Genomic DNA, 19,750 nt, shown 5'->3' with positions numbered 1-19,750 from the left:
TCAACAGACCCTAAATACTGTTAATGGTTAAATTTTCGAATTTGTACAATCATCCCCATACGAGGGTGATCAAAATAATGAATGTCTTCACTAAACACCCGTCTAAACTGTGAAAAACGGGCTGACTCTAGATCGCCATTGTCACGTTTTTCACTTATATCAAAGTGTGCATTAATAAATAAGTAATGGCGCAAGTGTATTTTAAATAGCCCATCTAACTCCCATTTCATGTCGGAAGATTGAGCTTCGTCAAATAGTGGCTCAGGTCTATTTATTAAGCTAATAAAATCAGAATTGGCGTAACTAATCGCAGTGTTTATATTGTTTTTTAATTGGCTGCCTGCAAACAAATGAATGCTAGGCGAGCGTGACTTGCTCGCACCCTCAAAACGCCACCCGGTATGCAATAAAGGAGTTAGTCCTTTGCGGTTTAGAGCTTGGCGTTGTGATTGAAACTGCAATTGCTCAGGGGCTAACAGGTAAGTTTGCTCCATCGTCTCTTGTGCAGGTGCTTGAGGTATTACTGGTAACACATCGTAACTTTTTACATAATCAATGCTGTCGTTACACGCTGCTGACTGAGGATTTGAGTTGACTAGAGTGTCAGCAAAGGAACGTTTTTGAAAACGCGGATCGCCATTTATACACGCGTCCATTGCTTGTTTTTTATAAACAGGGCTTAGTAAATCTAAGGTATTTTTATCTTCTATAGCGTCGTGCTTTAAGCTAAAGTCTTCTTGTAGGTATGGAGCAGGGCGTTGTTTAAATATCAACACTTCTACTTCAAACCAACGCTCTGCAAATGCAGTACTACTAAACAAGCAGCATAAAACAACCAGCGATTTTTTCAGCAACATTAATGGCTAACCTTTTTTTCGAAATCTGCAATCATAGCAGTGATCATTTTTAAGCGTTCACGGGCATTCGCCTCGCTAATGGCAAAGCGTAATTTATTTGCGCCATCCATCTTATAAATATGTTGCGCACTTTGTATCAAACCAATAATGAAGCTAGGATTAACCTTAGTATTTTGACTAAACTCAAAGTAGCCCCCTTTCGGGTTAGCCTCTATTTTGGTTATGCCTAGATTACTCGCTTGCATCTTTAGTTGTTGTAAACTAAATAAGTTTTTAGCTGCATCGGGTAATAAACCAAAGCGGTCTATTAATTCAACTTGAAGCTCATCAATATCAGCAAGGTTAGCACAACTTGCTACTCGCTTGTACATACCTAAACGCGCGTTAACATCATGAATATAATCATCAGGTAACAAGGCAGGTAACTTTAAGTCTACTTCTGTTTGTTTTTGTAATAGATTTTCAAGAGTTGGCTCTTGACCATTTTTAAGCGCGTTAACGGCCTGCTCAAGCATTTCCATGTATAAATTAAAGCCAATGGTTTGCATTTGCCCTGATTGATCATCGCCTAATAACTCACCCGCACCACGAATTTCTAAATCATGAGTTGCTAAGGCAAAGCCTGCACCTAAATCTTCCAGTGATGCAATCGCGTCTAAACGTTTTTTCGCATCTTTAGAGAGTGCCTTAGGGTTGCCGGTAAGTAAATAAGCATAGGCTTGGTGATGGCTTCTACCTACACGTCCGCGTAATTGGTGTAGCTGAGCAAGACCAAGTTTATCGGCTCTATCCATAATTATGGTGTTTGCTGTGGGCACATCAATACCGGTCTCAATAATCGTGGTACACACAAGAACATTGTATTTTTGATGATAAAAATCAGTCATTATTTGCTCAAGCTCTTGCTCTCGCATTTGACCATGTGCAGAGGTTACTGTTGCTTCTGGCACCCATTCGCTAATTTCTTGAGCGACACGTTCAATGGTTTCTACGTTGTTATGTAAAAAGTATACTTGGCCGCCACGTTTAATTTCACGCAGTACCGCTTCGCGAATAAGCTCTTCGTCGCGTTGGCGTACAAAGGTCTTAACCGCTAAACGTTTAGCCGGTGGAGTGGCAATAATTGATAAATCGCGCATGCCACTCATCGCCATGTTTAATGTACGCGGAATAGGCGTAGCGGTCAGAGTGAGTATGTCTACATCAGCTCTCAGGGCTTTAATTTTTTCTTTTTGACGAACCCCAAATCGGTGTTCTTCATCAACAATTAACAGGCCTAAATCTTTAAAGTTGATATCTTGTTGAATCAATTTATGAGTGCCAATAACCACATCTAGCTTGCCATCACTCATTCTTTCAAGGGTTTCTTTTTGCTCTTTGGTCGAATTAAAACGCGACAGCACACCCACTTCAATTGGAAAATCAGCAAAGCGGTCTTTAAAATTATCGTAGTGTTGCTGAGCAAGTAGGGTGGTAGGGACTAAAATAGCCACCTGCTTATTATCGTTAACTGCTACAAAGGCTGCACGCATAGCTACTTCGGTCTTACCAAAACCTACATCACCACATACTAAGCGATCCATGGCTTGTTTTGACTGCATGTCACCAAGTACAGCTTCAATGGCGTTACGTTGATCATCCGTTTCTTCAAACGGGAAGCTATCGCTAAATTGGCGATAAGCTTGGCCATCAAGCGTAAACTTATTACCCGGCTTAGCTTGGCGTTGTGCATATATGTCGAGTAACTCTGCGGCTACATCACGTACTTTTTCGGCGGCGCGCTTTTTCGCTTTATCCCAGGCATCAGAGCCGAGCTTATGCAGTGGCGCACTGGCCTCTTCACCTCCAGAATAACGACTAAGCATATGAAGTGCCGATACCGGCACATAAAGCTTTGCTTCACCTGCATAAGTAATAGTTACAAATTCAGTCACCACACCGGCGGCATCAATCGTTTGCAGCCCTTGATAACGGCCCACACCATGGTCAAGGTGCACAACTGGTTGGCCTTCTTTAAGCTCTGCTAAGTTACGAATTAACGCGTCTTGGCTTGCTTCATACTTGTGCTTACGACGTCTGCGTTGTGATACTTTGATCCCAAGCAATTCTTGCTCGGTAATAATGCTCAAACTTGGTTTAGTGCTAAGCACCACACTTTGCTCAAGCGGACTGACAATTAAACCAACGTCATTACTGCTGTTGGTAAACTGCTCAAAGCTATCAAATTCTTTAAATTTTAAGCCGCTAGGTTTTAATATACTCAGTAATGATTCGCGTCGACCGTCCGACTCAACACTGATGACAACTCGGCCTTTTTTCTTTTTTTGTTCTGCCACATAATTTATAAATGCATCGTAGGGTTGATGTTGTTTATGATCGATGCGTACATTGGGCAATTCATTAACTGCGAGATTTTTATTACCTGCTTTAGTGCCTAGCTTTGCTTGCGATAGGCGAATGCGGCCATAATTGCCTAAATTGGAAAACAGCTCATTAATTGGCTGATATAATTCATCGGGCGGTAATAGTGGACGCAGAGGATCTACACGGCGGTTCTCATAACGCACATTAACATCGTGCCAAAAGTTATCCGCTGCATGCTCTAAATCCCCTAACTGCATGACCGTTGTTGAGTCAGGCAAGTAGTCAAAAATGGTTGCTAAGCCTTCAAAAAACAGCGGCATGTAATATTCTATACCTGCTGGCCAATTGCCTTTGCTGACCTGCATGTAGACTGAGTCTTGCTCAGCACTTGCGCCAAATTTTTCACGATAGCTTATTCTGAAACGTTCAATATCTGATTCGTTAGTAGGGAACTCATGAGCAGGCAGTAGCTCAATTTTGTCTACTTTTTCGTCTGAGCGCTGAGTTTCCACATCAAATAAACGGATGGTATCTAGCTCATCATCAAAAAAGTCGAGCCTAAATGGATGCTTACTCCCCATGGGGTATAAATCAACAATAGAGCCGCGTATGGCATATTCGCCATGTTCCATGACTTGTTGCACATGTAAGTAACCCGCTTGCTCTAAATTTTCTCGCAGGGCATGGGTGTCTAATCTATCGCCTACTTTAAAGTTCAGCGTTGAGCCGTATATAAATGATGCTGGGGCAGTACGCAGCATCAAGGTTGATACCGGCACAATGAGCACGCTTTGTTGCTCTTTTTTCAGTGTATTGAGTGTTGCTAAACGTGCTGAAATAATATCTTGGTGGGGAGAGAAGTGATCATAAGGCAATGTTTCCCAATCTGGAAAAACCATTACTGGGTTATCAGGCAGCAAGTACTCTAATTCTGTTTCAAGGCGCAGAGCACTTGGTGTATCAGGGGTAACAATTAACACCAAGTTATCTTGCTGTTTTACACCTTGTGCAATAGCAATGCTTAAGCCACTGCCTAAAAGTTCGCCCCATTGAATTTTATCTTTTTGAGATTTTACCCAAGGCAAGGCTGCCCATTGCTCAAACGCCATTAATTACTCCATTAAATTAGGCTCTTAACGAGTAAGAGCCACACTATTATTCAGTCACGGTAAATTTTTGTTAAATCTTGATAATGATCAATTCTACGGTCGCGTAAATACGGCCAGATACGTCTTACGTTCTCGCTGCGTTTTTGATCAAGTTTTACCATTAATATTTGTTCATTTTGGTTATCAGCCTCTGCCAACATTTCACCTTGAGGGCCTGCAATAAACGAGTTACCCCAAAATTGAATACCGTCACTTTGACCGCTCGGGTCGCTTTCATGACCAACCCGGTTACAACTAATCACCGGAACGCCATTAGCAACCGCATGCGCTCGCTGTGAAATAACCCAAGCTTCTTTTTGGCGGGTTTGCTCGTCTTTATCATCGCGAGGATCCCAGCCAATAGCTGTTGGGTAAATTAAAAGCTCAGCACCGGCCATTGCCATTAAGCGCGCGGCTTCAGGAAACCATTGATCCCAACATACCAGTACACCTAGTTTACCTACAGAGGTTTGAATAGGCTCAAAGCCTAAGTCCCCAGGAGTAAAGTAAAATTTTTCATAAAACCCAGGGTCGTCTGGAATATGCATTTTACGGTATTTACCTGCAATGCTGCCGTCTTTTTCAAGCACCACGGCGGTATTGTGGTAAAGGCCCGTAGCACGTTTTTCAAATAATGACGCTACAATCACAATACCAAGCTCTTTGGCGAGTTCACCTAAAATATTACTACTTGGGCCTGGTATTGTTTCGGCCAAATCAAATACATCAACGTCTTCGGTTTGGCAAAAATATAAACTACGGTGTAATTCTTGAAGTACAACAAGTTGCGCGCCTTTACTTGCTGCATCGCGAATGCCCGCAATTGACTTTTCAATGTTATGTTCAGCGTTGTCACTGTTGCTTTGTTGCACTAAGGCAACTGATAAATGTGCAGGGCTTGTCATTGTGCTGCTCCAGCTAAAAATCCACGGGGTAATTGCATTGTAATGCAGTGAAGACTGCCAAATTGCTCAATAATAGGTAAACAATTTACACCAATAATTGTGTGCTCTGGGTATGCCTTTTGAACTTGCGTTAAAGCGTGTTGGTCGCTTGCATCGTCATAAGTAGGCACTAATACCGTATTATTAATAATTAAGTAATTTGCATAGGTGGCGGGTAGACGCGTATTTTCATCATCATACACGGCTTTTGGCCACGGTAACTCAATTAGCTTATATGGGGTGTTATCAGCTGTTTTAAAGCTTTTTAGTTGTTTTTCCATGGCATCTAGCGCGCTAAAATGCTCATCGCTTTCATCGTCACATTTTACATACACAAGGGTGTTATTAGGCGCAAAGCGCACTAGCGTATCAATGTGGCTATCGGTGTCGTCACCCGCTAAATAACCATGATCAACCCATAAAAAACGTGTTGCCCCTAAGTGCGCTTTTAAAAGAACTTCTATGTCACTTGGCGTTAAATTAGGGTTACGATTTCTATTCAGTAAACACTCGCTGGTTGTTAGCAATACACCGTGTTCATTTATTTCAATACCACCGCCTTCAAGTACCATATCGAGGGCTTGATACTGGTTGTTTATATTGCTTAGCTGTTTAACTAATATGTGATTTATTTGATTATCAAGGGCACTTTCAAACTTATTACCCCAGCCATTAAAGGTAAAGTCGTAGACTTTTAGTTGATCTGGCTTTTCTATAGCGCTGCACGTAAGTGGGCCATGGTCGCGCGCCCACGTATCGTTAGTGGGAGTAATAACAAAATATACACGGGTCTGCTCAATACCAGCATCATTTAGTAATGAGTTAATGTGGGTTTTTAATATTTCATCATGAGCTACAATCACTAAGGCTTGTTGCGCGGTAATATGTTTTGCAAGTTCAATATAAACGGGTTCAACACGTGCTAAATTATCAGCCCAATCGGTATTTTTATGAGGCCATGTAAGCATAACTGCATCTTGCTCGGCCCATTCAGGTAAAAGTCTAAAGTTCATGGATTTTTAATACAAATAAAGATGGGGCTAGTTTAGCAGTTCAATTACAGCTAAGTCACTTTTAAATAAACGTTTGAACTACAATTTAAAGCGATTTAAACAGGTAAATAAACACTCGTGTTACTCGTTTGAACTCTCTTTCGCTTTTTCAAGTTGTTGGCGCTTTTTAAGTTGGCGTGTTTGCGCATGTAAACTGGCTCTAACAACCAACTCTTGATCACTGTCTCTTATTGATACGAATAGCAGGGTATACTGGTAATGCTCATTGTCTTGTTTTTCTATAGCAACAACTTCGCTATAACAATACACCGCAGAGGCTTCATGCTGTAAAAACAGTTTGGTACGAAATTTCTGACCTAATGTGTACAAATGTTCACTGGTAAACTTAATTCCGCCGCCGCCATAACTATCGCAATAAATTGAGTTATCTTCAGGTTGTTCTGAAGCTAAAATATGGCTCATGATCAAATCTATCTTACGCGACTGGGCTTGTAAAAACGTCGTCAGTTCTTGGGCAATATCTCCTAAGTTACGCAAAGGGCCTAAAGCGCTTTGATCTAAACTACTGACTTCGTTAGCAAGTTTAAATAAAGGCGGAATATCTGCGTCTAGTTCAGCCAAACTTTTTGGTACCACTGCGTCATCTACGGCAAATAGATTGACGCGATTGCTCTCTTCAATTTGAAAGTAAAGCTCAAAATCAGCTAATTTTTGATTATTCATTTTTAACTCCTAGCCTCTATCCGTTAATAGTAGCGTTGCGGTTATTAAATTACTACACAGCAACCCAATAAAAATTAAGCTAAATAAGGGTTTGGCTTCACTATAAAAACGCTAGGGGTGCTACTTTTAATACAGCCATAATGATTAAGAATATAATAAATATTAATACATTTATACTGAGTACGTATATTCGCAACTAATAAATAACCAATAATTAACAAAATGCCTTGTAATTAACCATAAAACTCGTAATCTTACCGTAATAATAATAACAAGGGACTACCCACGTGGCTCGAGGAATTAAATTAGCCAGTACATTCTCAGATATATCCACGCAACTGCGGCGCTTTGTGTCTAAAATTGTGTTACCTGACGATGTTGATGATATTGTTCAAGAAACCTTTGTTAAAAGTTATGAAGCAGAGCTAAAACAAGATATTCAATACACCCGCAGCTATATGTTGAAAACAGCTAAACATCTCGCCCTAAATCATATAGCTAAATGGGATAATAAATTTAGTACTCCTTTAAATCACGAAACTGAACTTCCTAAATTGCTTAAATCAATGCAATTAGAAGATGAATACACCTCCAAAGAACGTTTTTTACTATTTTGTCGTGCTACTGAGCAGCTAAGCCCTGTAGTGAGAAAATGTTTTATATTAAAAAAAGTATATGGGATGAGCCAAAAAGAGATCGCACAGCAAATGCAGCTAAGTCAAAGTACGGTAGAAAAGCACATTGCTAAGGGGCTACTAAACACCATGCTATATATGCGCGATCAAGTGCAAGATGAGAGTGAGCATTGCCAACAAAGTGCGAACATAGTGAGGGCAGTAAAATGAGTAACATCCATCAATTTACTTCAAAAGAATTAATCTTAGAAAAAGCATCGCAATGGATAAGTGCGATTGATCGTGGCTTAAATATACAAGAGCAAGAGCAATTCAAACTTTGGATGTTACAAAGCACGGCTCATCAGAATGCGGTATATGAATTAGCACAATTATGGGATGACTTAAGTGTGCTTAACGAGCTCAGCGTATTGTTTCCTAATAAGCACTCTGCAGGCATTAAAACAAAGCCTTCCTATGTATATGGTATTGCGGCAAGTGTTGTTGCAGCTTTAATGATGTGCAGCTACTTTTTGCTGAACATGGGGAGCAACTTTAACCAAAATTTAGCTAAAGTAAATTACACAAAAATTTATAAAACAAAGGTTGGCGAGCAAGCAACCTATGTTTTACCAGATGGCACAATAGTTCAGCTTAATACCAATAGTTCATTGGAAGTCGCTTATAGCCAAGGACGTAGACAGTTATTACTAAGCCGTGGAGAAGGGCGTTTTAATGTAGCTAAAGATGCATCACGCCCGTTTAGTGTTATGGCGGGGGATAAAAGCTTTACCGCTCTTGGTACCGTATTTAATGTGCAGCGCAATACCTCTTCTGATCTCGAATTGGTAGTCACTGAAGGTAAAGTGATGATCACCGATCCCAGTGTTGCTGTTAATGCTGACGATTTTAAAGCGTATCAGCAAGCGAGCAACAGTAACCAAGAAATCCGCAAAATCAATGCCAACATTGTGATATCAGGTGAAAAAGCAGTTATTGAACAAAGCGTTACAAAACCAATCACACAGTTATCGGTTGATGACGTACAACGTGATTTAGCTTGGCAAAATGGCATGTTGATTTTTAATGGTGAACAGTTGGTTGATGCCTTAAACGAGGTTAGCCGTTATACCGCCACGCGGTTTGAATTATCATCTGATGAATTAGCGCGCATTAAAGTGGCTGGCGTCTTCAAAGCAGGTGATGTTGCAGGGCTGTTAGAGAGCTTACAAAATAATTTTTCAATTGAGCATGAACGTTTAGGCGAGCATGTTGTTAGTTTAAAATATCAAAAAAAATCATAGGTAATGGTAATGAAAATCACGCCATTGTTAATCAATGTTACTCATAAGGGTGTAAAAAGTAATTTAAAGATTAAAAAAATGATAAAAACCTATAGAGGATTTTTGTTTGCTAACTGTTTATATAAGTTGCGCAGTAACCATACGTGTTATTTAAGTCCGCTGGGACTCGTTGCACCGCTGTTTTTTAGTATCAGTGTGCATGCGAATCAAATCCAGGGGCAAATGATGCAGTTTGATATAAAAGCGCAACGAGCAGACAAAGCCTTAATTGAATTTGCCAAGCAAACTGAACAAACAGTGGTTTTTTCGTACGAACTTGCTAAACAGTACCAGGCAAATTCGTTATATGGATTTTATTCTCAACTCGATGCGTTAAACGCATTGTTAGCTGAGACTGAGCTCGATGCGGTTGTTGATCAAAATGGTTTACTGAGTATTAAACTCAAACAAATCAATAGGAAAGATAACAACATGATGAAGCTTTCAGGAGTTAGTGCTGCTGTATTACCTGCTTTACTTGCAGTTAATTCACAAGGAATAAATGCCGCTGAACAAAGCGCAGAACAAAACATCGAAAAAATTGCTATTGTAGGTAGTCGTGTCGCAGGACGCTCAGTTGAAGACTTACCTGTCCCCGTTGATATTTTAAGTGCAGAAGCACTCGAAAATACCGGTCAAACTGAAGTTGGCCGCATGCTTCAAGCTATCGCACCTTCTTTTAACTTTTCAAGTTCATCTATTAGTGATGGTACTGATGCATTAAGACCCGCAACCTTACGTGGCCTTGGCCCGGATCAAACATTGGTATTGATCAATGGTAAGCGTCGTCATCAAGCCAGTATTATCCACATTAATACCTCCGTTGGTCGTGGTACTGCGGGTACTGACATGAATGCGATTCCAGCCTCAGCTATTAAACGTATTGAAGTACTGCGCGACGGCGCTGCGGCTCAATATGGTTCGGATGCAATTGCCGGTGTTATTAATATCGTGCTAAAAGATGGCAGCGAAGGTGGTAAAGCGGCCGTTAACTACGGTGAGTACTCTGAAGGTGATGGCGAAACCGTTAATATCGACTTTAATAAAGGCTTTGCTTTAGGTGATAACGGTTATTTAAATACAACTATTAACTACCGTGATCGTGCACCAACTAACCGTGCAGGCCTTCATGGCTCATGTCAGTTCTATGGCTGTACTGAACTTTCTGATGGTACCTTGCTTGCAGGTGAACCACGCGAATTAACCGCACCGCGTGATACATTCAGAATTGGTGATGCTGATTCACAACAATTTGGTTTAACAGTTAACACCGGCTACGAATTAGGAGCGGGTGAACTATACGGTTTTATTACCTATTCAACTCGTGATAACGAATCAGCAGCATTTTTCCGCCATAATGCCAATGCAGGTGGTAACCCGGTACTTCAAGATGGCGATGCAACTATCCCAGCTGGTTTTTTACCTAAAATAAACACCACGATTGACGATATTTCATATAACTTTGGTTATAAAACTGAATTTGATAACGACTCAAGCTTAGATTTATCGTACACCTATGGTGAAAACAGTATTGACTACACGACTAGCGATACTATTAACGGCTCTTACGCGAATTTTTTACGTTATGATCAAGGCCTAAGTGCAGCAGATATTCGCGCCACGATTCCACGTCAAGGTTATGCTTATGGCATGGAGCTATCACTGCAAACGATCAATCTTGATTTTACTCAAAATTTTGATGACTACTCATTGGCAATGGGTGCTGAAATTCGTACCGATGAGTACCGAATTTTAGAGGGTAGTGAATATGCATATCGCGATTACGATACCAACAACGGTGTTAATATTTACGATGGGCTAAGCGGTGGTATTGGCAGCGAAAACGCATCCGGTGGCACACAAGGCTTTGGTGGTTCATCCCCAGCGTCGTCGGTTGATGAGTCGCGTGATGTGATCTCGTTTTACTTAGACGCTGAAGCTTACGTTATTGAAGATGTAATTATCTCAGGGGCGTTACGTTACGACAATTACAAAGGGTTTGGCGATACAGTTAACTTTAAACTAGCCGGTAACTGGTCAGTAACTGAAGATATTTCACTTCGTGGTGCGCTAAGCTCAGGCTTTAGAGCACCTTCAATGCAGCAGTTGTATTTTAACAACATCAGCACACAGTTTGTTGTAGGCCCTAATGGTAACTTAGTGGCTGAAGAAGTGGGCACCTTTAGAAACGATTCAACCCTTGCGCAAAGTTTAGGTATTCCTAAGCTCACAGAAGAGAAATCTCAAAACCGCAGTTTAGGTATCGTTTATAACGTAAGCGATAATATTAATGTAACCCTAGATTACTACTCAATTGATATTGACGACCGTATTGTAATTAGTAATCGCTTAGGTAAAGGCTTATCAAGCAGTCTTGATGCTGCGTTATTAAGTTCAGGTGCGGGTGCAGGGCAGTTTTTCTTAAATGGCGCTGACACTGAGACACAAGGTATCGACTTTGTGGCTACATGGAATACAGAAGGCCTTGGCGGCACGCTTGATTTTACTTTAGCGGCTAACTTTACAGAAACCGATGTCGTGTCGTTATTTACACCTGCAGGTTCTGGGCTTGAGACCGTGCCAGTTGATGATGTGTTTTCTGATCAAGAAATTTCTATTATTGAAGAATGGCAACCAGAAGATCGAATTAACTTAAGTGCACTTTATCGTCGCGACGACTGGACCGTAAACCTATCGCTTAATCGCTTTGGTGAATACACAGTGGAAGATGGCGGCCGCCAGACTTATGGTGCTGAAATTTTAACTGACATCAAAGTAAATTACTTTGTGACTGACGATTTATCAGTAAATATTGGCGCAAATAACTTATTTGATGTTTACCCAGATGAAAACACCATAGGTAATTCACGTTCAGGCACAATTGTAGATGCTCAAGGTAACACCATTGTCAGCAGCGATGGTGTATTTAAGTACTCACGTCGTTCAGCGCCATTTGGCTTCAACGGTGCTTACTACTACGTAGGTGCAGAGTATCGCTTTTAATGAATAACTCTCCTATTGTTATTTAACAACCAAAGGGCCGTAAGGCCCTTTTATCGTTTTTAAACTTAATGTTTTTGCATTTTACTCATTTCAGCATGGCAGCTCTGCATAGTAAGTAATACTTTTGATAACGCTGCTTCACAATCATGAGACTGAGGCTTTTTCAACGCTACTTTAATTTCTTCTAAGGTTTTGTCTTCTACTTCCTCAAGCTCTTTAACGTAGGTTTGATCGTTATCGTTAGCAAATTTACTAATCAAAGTAGTAAATGCACGGCGTGCTTCTACAACAAACGACGAGCCATCTTCGCGCTCACCTTGTTGATTAATTGCGTAAGGTTGTAAACTCTCCACACTGACTTTACGAGCGTCAATCATACGTTGGAATAGGGCTCCTATAGCGGGGTCTTGTACTTTATCTTGTGCTGTTTGGTAAAAGTCGATGCCGCTATTCATTACTTGGATAATGTCGGTAATATGATTTATTTCTTGTCCTTGATGGGTGCTCATAATAATGACCTCTGTTAATTTAAAATACAGTCATTATCAAGCAAGTGCTATTCCAAGTAGGTTTTGTTTTTTAAGCTTTTGTATTTGATGGTTTTTAATTATTTTTTATAGTTTGGTATGCTTGCTAACTAGGCGTTAGCAAGCAAATTTTACATTAAGGTATGTAAGAAAGTTATTTTAGCTCATCCGCTACTTCAGCTACTTTTTGGCGTAACCAAATATGACTAGCATCTCTGTGTAATAAAGGGCTCCATATCATATCAAGTTCAAATGGCGGGATAGGAAAGGGGGGCTCCAGTATTTTAAGCCCAGGATCGTCTAAATAAATATTGGCCGCTTTTGAGGGCAAAGTCGCAACTAAATTTTTCTCTTTGGCTAAGTGAACAGCCACATGATAGTTACGAGTAAAAGTGGCAATATTACGGTGTTTACCAAAATGCGCCAGTGCCTCATCAACCCAGCCCAGCTTTTGCACATCTTTAGGGTCCATCCCCACACCAACACCAAAGCCTGTTTTACTTACCCAAATATGGCGAGCTTTTAAATAGCTGTCTAGGCTAAAGTTTTCAATAATGGGGTTATCTGATTTTACTAAACAACAAAAGCTATCTTTCCAAATACGTTTATGGTGAAACGATTGTGGTAAATTTTCAAAGCGGTTAATCGCCATATCAACTTTACCGTTTTCAACATCGTGAAAGGTAACATCACTAGGAGTTAAAATATCTAAGGTGGTGTCGGGCGCTTCTTCGTGTAGTTTCCCTAATAAACGCGGTGCCATGGTACTGGCCGCGTAATCACTGGCCATGATCCTAAACACTCGCTTACTTTGTTTAGCTTCAAACTCACGATTAGGTGCCAGCGTTTCTTCAAGGGTCATCAAGATTCCACGAATCACAGGCTGCAACTCAATAGCACGCTCAGTCGGTACCATACCATCGCTGGTACGCACTAAAATAGGATCATTAAAAAGGTTGCGTAGGCGTTTAAGTCCGTTACTCATTGCCGGTTGAGTAATGCTAAGCTGGTTTGCAGCACGAGTAACATTACATTCGCGCAGTAATGTATCGAGGTAAACCAGTAAATTTAAATCTATTTTACTTATATTCATTGTGTGTCCTTAACGTTTACCAATAATGGATAAAACGCTGTGCTGTAGGATAGGGATAAATATGACTCACCTTTCCATTTTTTATATTTTGTTGTGCTTGTTTCCAAAAGTTAACATCAAGTAATTCAGGGTGCGTGCTAGTTAAAAATTGTTTATATGTTGGATTAGGCATTACAAAGGTACATAGCTGCTCTGGAAATACATCTTGAGGTGCAACCGAGTAACTTTGTTCGTCCATTAAATAATCGTCATAACTTTTTGCTTTAGGTAGCGCTCTAAAGTTCATGTCTGTTAAATATTGCACTTCATCGTAATCATAAAAAATAATCCGTTTGTGCTTACTTACACCAAAGTTCTTTAACAGCATATCGCCAGGGAAAATATTCACGGCAATCATTTCTTTAAGCGCCTGCCCATACTCTTCAATGGCATCGGCGGCACTTTTTTCGTCTGCATTTTCTAAAAACAGATTCAGCGGTGTCATCCGTCTTTCAATATATAAGTGTTTTATAATTAACCAGTCACCCTCAATTACCATTGATGAGCCAATGGTTTTGTGCAACTGTGCTAACAAGTTACTATCAAATCGTGCCAAAGGAAATACGACGTTTGAATACTCTATGGTGTCAGCCATTCGGCCAACACGGTCGTGGCTTTTAACCAGTTGATAGCGTTTTAATACCGTTTCGCGACCAAATGGCTTACTTTCGCCAAATTTATCTTTGATGACTTTAAATACATAACCAAATGAGGGCAGGGTGAATACCATCATCACCATACCCGGTGTACCTGGAGCAATGGTAAATTGATCATTAGAATGAGTTAAATGATTCAAAAACTCACGGTAAAATTCAGTTTTACCTTGTTTATGAAAGCCTATGGCGTTGTAAAGCTCGGCGAGGGTTTTATTCGGCATAAGTTGATTTAAAAACCGCACTAACGCTGAAGGAGCATGAGTTTCTACCATAAAGTAAGCTCGCGCAAAGCCAAAAATAACCCGCATTTGCGACGACTTTGTAAGTAAGGCATCTAAATAAAGGCCTTTATCTTCATGGTGTAACACGGCAATAATAAAAGGCTGAACGCCACTTTGCGATACAACGCGCCCCACAATGTATGCGGCTTTATTGCGGTAAAACGGCGTGTGTAATATATCAAAACGCATTTGCCAATGCTGGTGGTGAGTATCGGGAGCTTGCTTATAAAACGCTTTTACTAATAAACGAATATCACGCTCAAGGTTGACAAAATCGGCTTTAAAATCAAAGTGGTTAATAATGCGTTTAATTGTTGGTTTTAAACCATCCACGACGGGGAAGTAACTTCTATATTCAGCCTCTACAGGCACTGATGGCGCATCTTTGAGTGTCGCTTCAACAAAAATAAAGTCATTATGAAAATAGCGGCGGTGGTATAAGCGGCAGAATACAGAGTTATAAAATGTTTCGGCAAGCTCAGCCTGCGGGTGAAAACATAAAAAATGCTGGTAAATTTTTTTTACTTCAAGCCATAAACTTTCGTTTAGCTGGTCTGTTTGTTGGCGTTCACGTAAGGTTTTTGTGGTTTCGTTAACTCGATCATCATAATAGCTAATACGTAGGCGGCTAATATCATTGATTGCTTGCCAATCTCTTTTAGCAAACGCATAAGGTGCTTTTGCTGTTGTTCTTTGAAACAGCAGGTAATGTTTTTTAAATCCGGTTAAAATTAACTCAGCAATTTGGCGTGGTTGCATCAGTACTCCTTAATTGACGCCTTTAGGTGTTTAGCAAAGTGCCGGTGGATACCATTTAATTTGTAAAAGCGGGTCAAAGGAAATTGCATCACTAAACACGTATTAGAGTTCGTACTCTACGGTTGTTAAGGGTATGTTATTTTATGTTTAAAACCAAGCTAATTAAGATGATATTTATTTAAGTTAATTAGACTCTGCTTGGTAGGCATCAATCTTTTTTTGTAATTTCTTAATTCGTTTTTCAATTACTGTTTTATCTTTTTTATATTGCTTATCTAAGCTTTTTTGCGTTTTTTTAATATCTTTTCTAATTCGTTTTTTATCATCGGCACTTAATATATGATTCAAGCGTTGTTGTTGTTTAAAATCAGCTCTATCTTTCTCTCGCGAAAGTATAGCGAGTTTATGCTGGTTACTGCGCAGCTCCGCCTCTAAGTTAGTAATTATGGTGTCGCGTTCAAGTTCGTTTAACTGCTTAGTGTAGTTTATTTCTTCACCTGCTTGTTTTGGCTCGGTGGCAGTTATTTTATGAACGGTTGCATTGTTACTACAAGGTAATTGTGAAAAGGTAGTCCCTTCTGGGGTTACGCATTTGTAATAGGTGGTTTGAGCTAATGCAAAAGAGCTAAAACATAAAATACAGACAGTAATGATCAGATTAATAACGCTGAACATAATGATTATCCTTTGTATATTCTGATCGAGTTAATAATTTTTAATGATAAAAACTATAACCTAGCTTGGGGGGATAGCAAGTGCAAAGGAGTAATAACAGAAACTAAGCGAGTCAGTTTTAATGACTCGCTCGTATTATGAGGTGCTATTGAGAAAATGTTTTAAGCTTTTTAATACTGTGCACTAAAAACGGAATATCAAGTCCTTGCTCAATTGAAAACCCTTCAGCTGCGGAAATATTTCTAAAGTTTCCATCACGATCAATCAGCGTAATTCTATCTTTTTTATAAGCAATTACGACGCCTTGTGAGTAATTAACGCCAATGTTATTACTTTTATTGTATAAGTTTTTCCCTAACATTGTCTGCTCTGCAAGCGTATTACAGTTTAAGTATTGGCCAAGGCTAGTAGCAAGAATGTCACTAGGTTGAATTAAGCCATTCACTTTAGAAATAAACTTATCTGAGCTATACAAGGTTGACGTGGTCACTATTTCATTGCTGTTTTGAGACACACTAAATGCAAAAAACTCAGTAGTGTCATCGCGTACAGTCGTATTTTCATTCGCTTTAATAACCCTGATTGCGCCATCTTTGTGTGCTTGCTCGTTAATAAAGCTCAGCTCATCAATACCAAATACTTCTACACTACGGCGTTGGCTTTGCCAAACAGGTAAGGTTTGTTGCTCAATAATGTCGGTTTTATAAAATGCAGGCAGGCCATACACCAAACCAAATAGCATGTCGCTATGATCTGTGGGTTGTAAAAACTGCTGATTTTTATAAATGCCTTTTTTGCTAGCAACAAATTTTGCTAACTGTTCGTCATTATCAAACACTAAAATATCAACTTTAGCTGCGTTGTAATCTTCACATTTTGCTAATGGGGTAGGTATTTGGTAATTAATACCTTGGTTATTAATTTTAACATTATGGGCTTGCTCGTAGCTTTCAACATCCAGCAAATCGTTTTTAGCGAGTAAGCTCTTTGCCGTAGTCGGGTACGAAAGCGGTAATACGTTATCTTGTTTTGTGATATCAAATTTTAAATTTGCATCAGCCCAAATATGAATACTGTGGCTTAAGGCAAAACAGATAACTAAAAAAGAACCGGCATAACGAGCAAATTTAAATTGCTTTAAACGCCCTAAATGGTGCCAAGTAAAGTTACTAACCGTAAGCTGAAAGCCTAAAATAAGTAACACAATACTGCCAGCAAGCAAGGTAGTAAGCGCAGGTGAATTTGTTAAGCGGTGCCACAACAACGAAATAATTTCAGGCAGCGCCGAGGCATTTAAGTGATAGCCCAAGTTAAAATACACATAAGCGTCCAAAGTCAGTATTGAAGCACCTATTGTTGCTATCACTGCCGCCATACCACGAATATGCTGCGGATAGGGAAACACTAAACTTAAAGGAAAAACTGTCAGCACAAACGCTAAAAAGGCAATAAAGCTGGTGTGGCTTAGCCACGTAACCACCATATAAGTGATACCTATATAAGTAGTGGGCGGTGAGTCGGCAAATAAATAGCTTAAGCTAATTAAAAGCGCTAAACCAATATTGGCAAATGTAAACCAATGGCCCCAACTTAATAATTGACTTGCTTTCGATGAAAACTGGTTATGCTGCGATAAATTCATAGAGTTTATTTAACCGACTGAGCGAGTGCTTTTGCAAAGTTCTCAGTAACAGCTTGTCTTTTCCCTGTTGGTACATGCTCTTTTAAGATATGCGTGATAGAATTTCCTAAACACATAAGACTTAAATCAACCGGCGCATTGTGTTTTGATAAAACATCAATAAGCTGATCGACGATTTGTTCTACTTCTTCATTAGAGTATTTTGATAAGATTGGCATCAGTTGGTTCAATAAAAATAGTTATATTCCCGTATTTTAACACCAGAGGCGTGAAAAACAAAGATGGCAATAGATGTTAAAAAATTAGTCGTGCACTATGTAGACAAAAAAGATGACGACACCCAAATTCACCTTCGCAACGACGAAATGATGATCAACGACAAAGTTGCTGTATTCATTGAGCAATTACACCACGCCTACAACGGCAAGCCAGGCAAAGGTTTTTGTGCTTTTAGTGGTGAAAAAAACAGTATTGTTGCCTCTACTATGCAAAGCTATCGTAATAATGAGCTTGGCTTTTGGCATATGACCGAGCAGGCATCAACGGTATTAAAAGAAGAGTTAGATAAATACGCCTTTAATGAAACTGGCTACTTAGTATTTTGTCATTATCAGTACGTGGCTACTGATTATATGTTGATTGCCATGATCAACATTAAAGAGCACTACTCCATGACTTCAGAGCTTGATTTAGCCGCATCGCGCCATTTAGATATTTCGCGTATGCAATTGGCTGCTCGCATTGATTTAACCGCATGGGATACCCAAGCAGACGACAATCGTTATATTTCGTTTATTAAAGGTCGTGCGGGGCGAAAAGTGGCTGACTTCTTTTTAGATTTCTTAGGTTGTGAAGAGGGCATTGATCCTAAGCAACAAAGCCAAGTAATGCTAAACGCGGTAGAAGACTACTTATCAGAGCAAGAATTTGATAAGTCTGAAAAAGACGATTTACGTAAGCAAGTATTTGATTATTGTAACGACTGTGTCACTACTGGAGAAGAGGCTAATGTAAGTGAACTTTCAGCAACGCTGACTAAAGGCGACGACAACCCGTTTGAGAGCTTTTGTAAAGAGCAAAGCTATGACCTAGAAGAGTCATTCCCAGTCGATAAGAAAACAGTAACGAGTATGGTGAAGTTTTCAGGCTTAGGTGGCGGTGTGAGCATTAGCTTTGAGCGTAAGCATTTAGGTGAGCGTGTGACTTATAATGAAGCCACTGATACCTTAGTGATCAAGGGCATTCCGCCAAACCTTAAAGACCAACTACAACGTTTCATGGAACAAGAGCAGGATTAAACTCACGGCGGGCTGCGAGCTACGGGTTTCGGGCTCAGGCTCGTAACCCGATCCTCACAGTCCGTTAACCTTCGATTGTAACTTTACCCTCTAAAAGCGCAGCGTCTCATAGTACTCTTTGTGAATAATTCCTTTGCGCGGCATAAAGCCCCGCCGACAATAAACCTCGATGTTGACCTTATCCGTAGGCGGGAGTTTACCTCGCGCATGTTTTAGGTGTTAGGAATAGCTGTAGACGTAGATCTTGCTCACAGCAAGTTGCGAGCTAAGGGTTTAGGGAGCAGGCTCGAAGCCCGATCCCCGTAGCCCGCTAACTTTCGACTTTACCCGAACCCCGTTGCGAGTTACATAAATATCAGGCAATAAAAAACCGCGTTAAAATCAATTAACGCGGTTTTTTTAGCTTTTAACTAAACTTAGTGCTTATTCAGCATTAAGTGTTTTAGTCATTGCTGAGCTAGCACGACCTGCAGGTTTTACTGAGCCAGGGCGAAGGCCACTGTCAGGGATTAACTCACGTTTGTCATGTGCCATTGCAACTGATGTATGCTTGATTTCGCTATCAGCTACAGGTGTTGGCTGTGCCATTGGCGCACTTGCATGTCCAGCTGTAATCACTGTTTTAGCGTTTACATTAGCTGAGCTAGCTTGCGACACTTTCTCAGGCTGACTTTCAACTAAAGGCGCTTCTTTAGCTTCTACAGGTGTTTCAGTAGCACTAACCGGTGCGGTTTCTGCTTCAACAGCGACTTCTTCAGTTTTTACTGGTTC

General features: G+C 40.2%; 15 protein-coding genes and 1 pseudogene. 4 read left to right on the top strand and 12 right to left on the bottom strand.

Features of this window, described 5'->3' with window-relative positions; all coding sequences use genetic code 11:
• Positions 1 to 20: 20 nt before the first annotated feature.
• The 5 genes from CWB77_RS02395 to CWB77_RS02375 all read right to left on the bottom strand — a co-directional run bounded on the left by CWB77_RS02395 (position 21) and on the right by CWB77_RS02375 (position 7,049).
• Positions 21 to 857, bottom strand: a complete 837-nt coding sequence (locus tag CWB77_RS02395) for a peptidoglycan binding protein CsiV (protein ID WP_138621183.1) — start codon at positions 855 to 857, stop codon at positions 21 to 23.
• On the bottom strand, positions 857 to 4,330 hold the full coding sequence (gene mfd, locus CWB77_RS02390) for a transcription-repair coupling factor (protein ID WP_138621181.1): 3,474 nt from the start codon (positions 4,328 to 4,330) through the stop codon (positions 857 to 859). Before mfd ends, CWB77_RS02395 begins: the two co-directional genes overlap by 1 nt.
• A gap of 50 nt (positions 4,331 to 4,380) precedes the next feature.
• Positions 4,381 to 5,274, bottom strand: a complete 894-nt coding sequence (locus CWB77_RS02385; RefSeq protein WP_131690844.1) for a carbon-nitrogen hydrolase — start codon at positions 5,272 to 5,274, stop codon at positions 4,381 to 4,383.
• The gene (locus CWB77_RS02380; protein ID WP_138621179.1) at positions 5,271 to 6,326 is read right to left on the bottom strand and encodes an agmatine deiminase family protein; all 1,056 of its coding nucleotides are present in this window, start codon (positions 6,324 to 6,326) and stop codon (positions 5,271 to 5,273) included. Before CWB77_RS02380 ends, CWB77_RS02385 begins: the two co-directional genes overlap by 4 nt.
• A gap of 120 nt (positions 6,327 to 6,446) precedes the next feature.
• The gene (locus tag CWB77_RS02375; protein WP_010389613.1) at positions 6,447 to 7,049 is read right to left on the bottom strand and encodes a PilZ domain-containing protein; all 603 of its coding nucleotides are present in this window, start codon (positions 7,047 to 7,049) and stop codon (positions 6,447 to 6,449) included.
• A 287-nt stretch (positions 7,050 to 7,336) separates the two neighbouring features.
• Between CWB77_RS02375 and CWB77_RS02370 the strand changes: the two genes are divergently transcribed.
• The 3 genes from CWB77_RS02370 to CWB77_RS02360 are packed head-to-tail and all read left to right on the top strand — an operon-like array spanning position 7,337 to position 12,009.
• On the top strand, positions 7,337 to 7,894 hold the full coding sequence (locus CWB77_RS02370) for an RNA polymerase sigma factor (RefSeq protein ID WP_010389615.1): 558 nt from the start codon (positions 7,337 to 7,339) through the stop codon (positions 7,892 to 7,894).
• Entirely contained in the window at positions 7,891 to 8,967 is a 1,077-nt protein-coding gene (locus CWB77_RS02365) for a FecR family protein (protein ID WP_138621177.1), read from the top strand. The genes CWB77_RS02370 and CWB77_RS02365 overlap by 4 nt, the downstream gene beginning before the upstream one ends.
• Before the next feature lie 9 nt (positions 8,968 to 8,976).
• On the top strand, positions 8,977 to 12,009 hold the full coding sequence (locus tag CWB77_RS02360) for a TonB-dependent receptor plug domain-containing protein (protein WP_138621175.1): 3,033 nt from the start codon (positions 8,977 to 8,979) through the stop codon (positions 12,007 to 12,009).
• Between the two features lie 65 nt (positions 12,010 to 12,074).
• Here CWB77_RS02360 and CWB77_RS02355 read toward each other — a convergent pair whose 3' ends face one another.
• The 6 genes from CWB77_RS02355 to CWB77_RS02330 form a co-directional block, all read right to left on the bottom strand.
• Positions 12,075 to 12,518 carry a ferritin-like domain-containing protein gene (locus CWB77_RS02355; RefSeq protein ID WP_008468186.1) on the bottom strand — a complete coding sequence of 148 codons (444 nt, stop codon included), beginning with the start codon at positions 12,516 to 12,518 and terminating at the stop codon, positions 12,075 to 12,077.
• Positions 12,519 to 12,690: 172 nt separating this feature from the next.
• Positions 12,691 to 13,629, bottom strand: a complete 939-nt coding sequence (locus CWB77_RS02350) for a LysR family transcriptional regulator (RefSeq protein WP_008468187.1) — start codon at positions 13,627 to 13,629, stop codon at positions 12,691 to 12,693.
• A 16-nt stretch (positions 13,630 to 13,645) separates the two neighbouring features.
• The gene (gene aceK / locus CWB77_RS02345; protein ID WP_055011783.1) at positions 13,646 to 15,364 is read right to left on the bottom strand and encodes a bifunctional isocitrate dehydrogenase kinase/phosphatase; all 1,719 of its coding nucleotides are present in this window, start codon (positions 15,362 to 15,364) and stop codon (positions 13,646 to 13,648) included.
• 183 nt (positions 15,365 to 15,547) lie between these two features.
• Positions 15,548 to 16,039: a DUF4124 domain-containing protein gene (locus CWB77_RS02340; protein WP_138621173.1), complete on the bottom strand. Its 492-nt coding sequence runs from the start codon at positions 16,037 to 16,039 to the stop codon at positions 15,548 to 15,550.
• 145 nt (positions 16,040 to 16,184) lie between these two features.
• Entirely contained in the window at positions 16,185 to 17,681 is a 1,497-nt protein-coding gene (locus CWB77_RS02335) for a DUF3413 domain-containing protein (protein ID WP_055011785.1), read from the bottom strand.
• A 5-nt stretch (positions 17,682 to 17,686) separates the two neighbouring features.
• Positions 17,687 to 17,899: a YejL family protein gene (locus CWB77_RS02330; RefSeq protein ID WP_008109847.1), complete on the bottom strand. Its 213-nt coding sequence runs from the start codon at positions 17,897 to 17,899 to the stop codon at positions 17,687 to 17,689.
• A gap of 63 nt (positions 17,900 to 17,962) precedes the next feature.
• On the opposite strand from CWB77_RS02330, the gene yejK reads away from it, so the two are divergent.
• Positions 17,963 to 18,979 carry a nucleoid-associated protein YejK gene (gene yejK, locus CWB77_RS02325; RefSeq protein WP_010389625.1) on the top strand — a complete coding sequence of 339 codons (1,017 nt, stop codon included), beginning with the start codon at positions 17,963 to 17,965 and terminating at the stop codon, positions 18,977 to 18,979.
• 423 nt (positions 18,980 to 19,402) lie between these two features.
• Here the strand turns inward: yejK and CWB77_RS02320 are convergent.
• Positions 19,403 to 19,750: pseudogene (locus CWB77_RS02320) on the bottom strand (ribonuclease E); the annotation flags it as partial.

Source organism: Pseudoalteromonas sp. S1610, assembly GCF_005887465.1.
Taxonomy (GTDB): domain Bacteria; phylum Pseudomonadota; class Gammaproteobacteria; order Enterobacterales; family Alteromonadaceae; genus Pseudoalteromonas; species Pseudoalteromonas undina.
The sequence above is the reverse complement of the archived record's forward strand: the minus strand, read 5'-3'. Positions and strand labels throughout refer to the sequence as shown.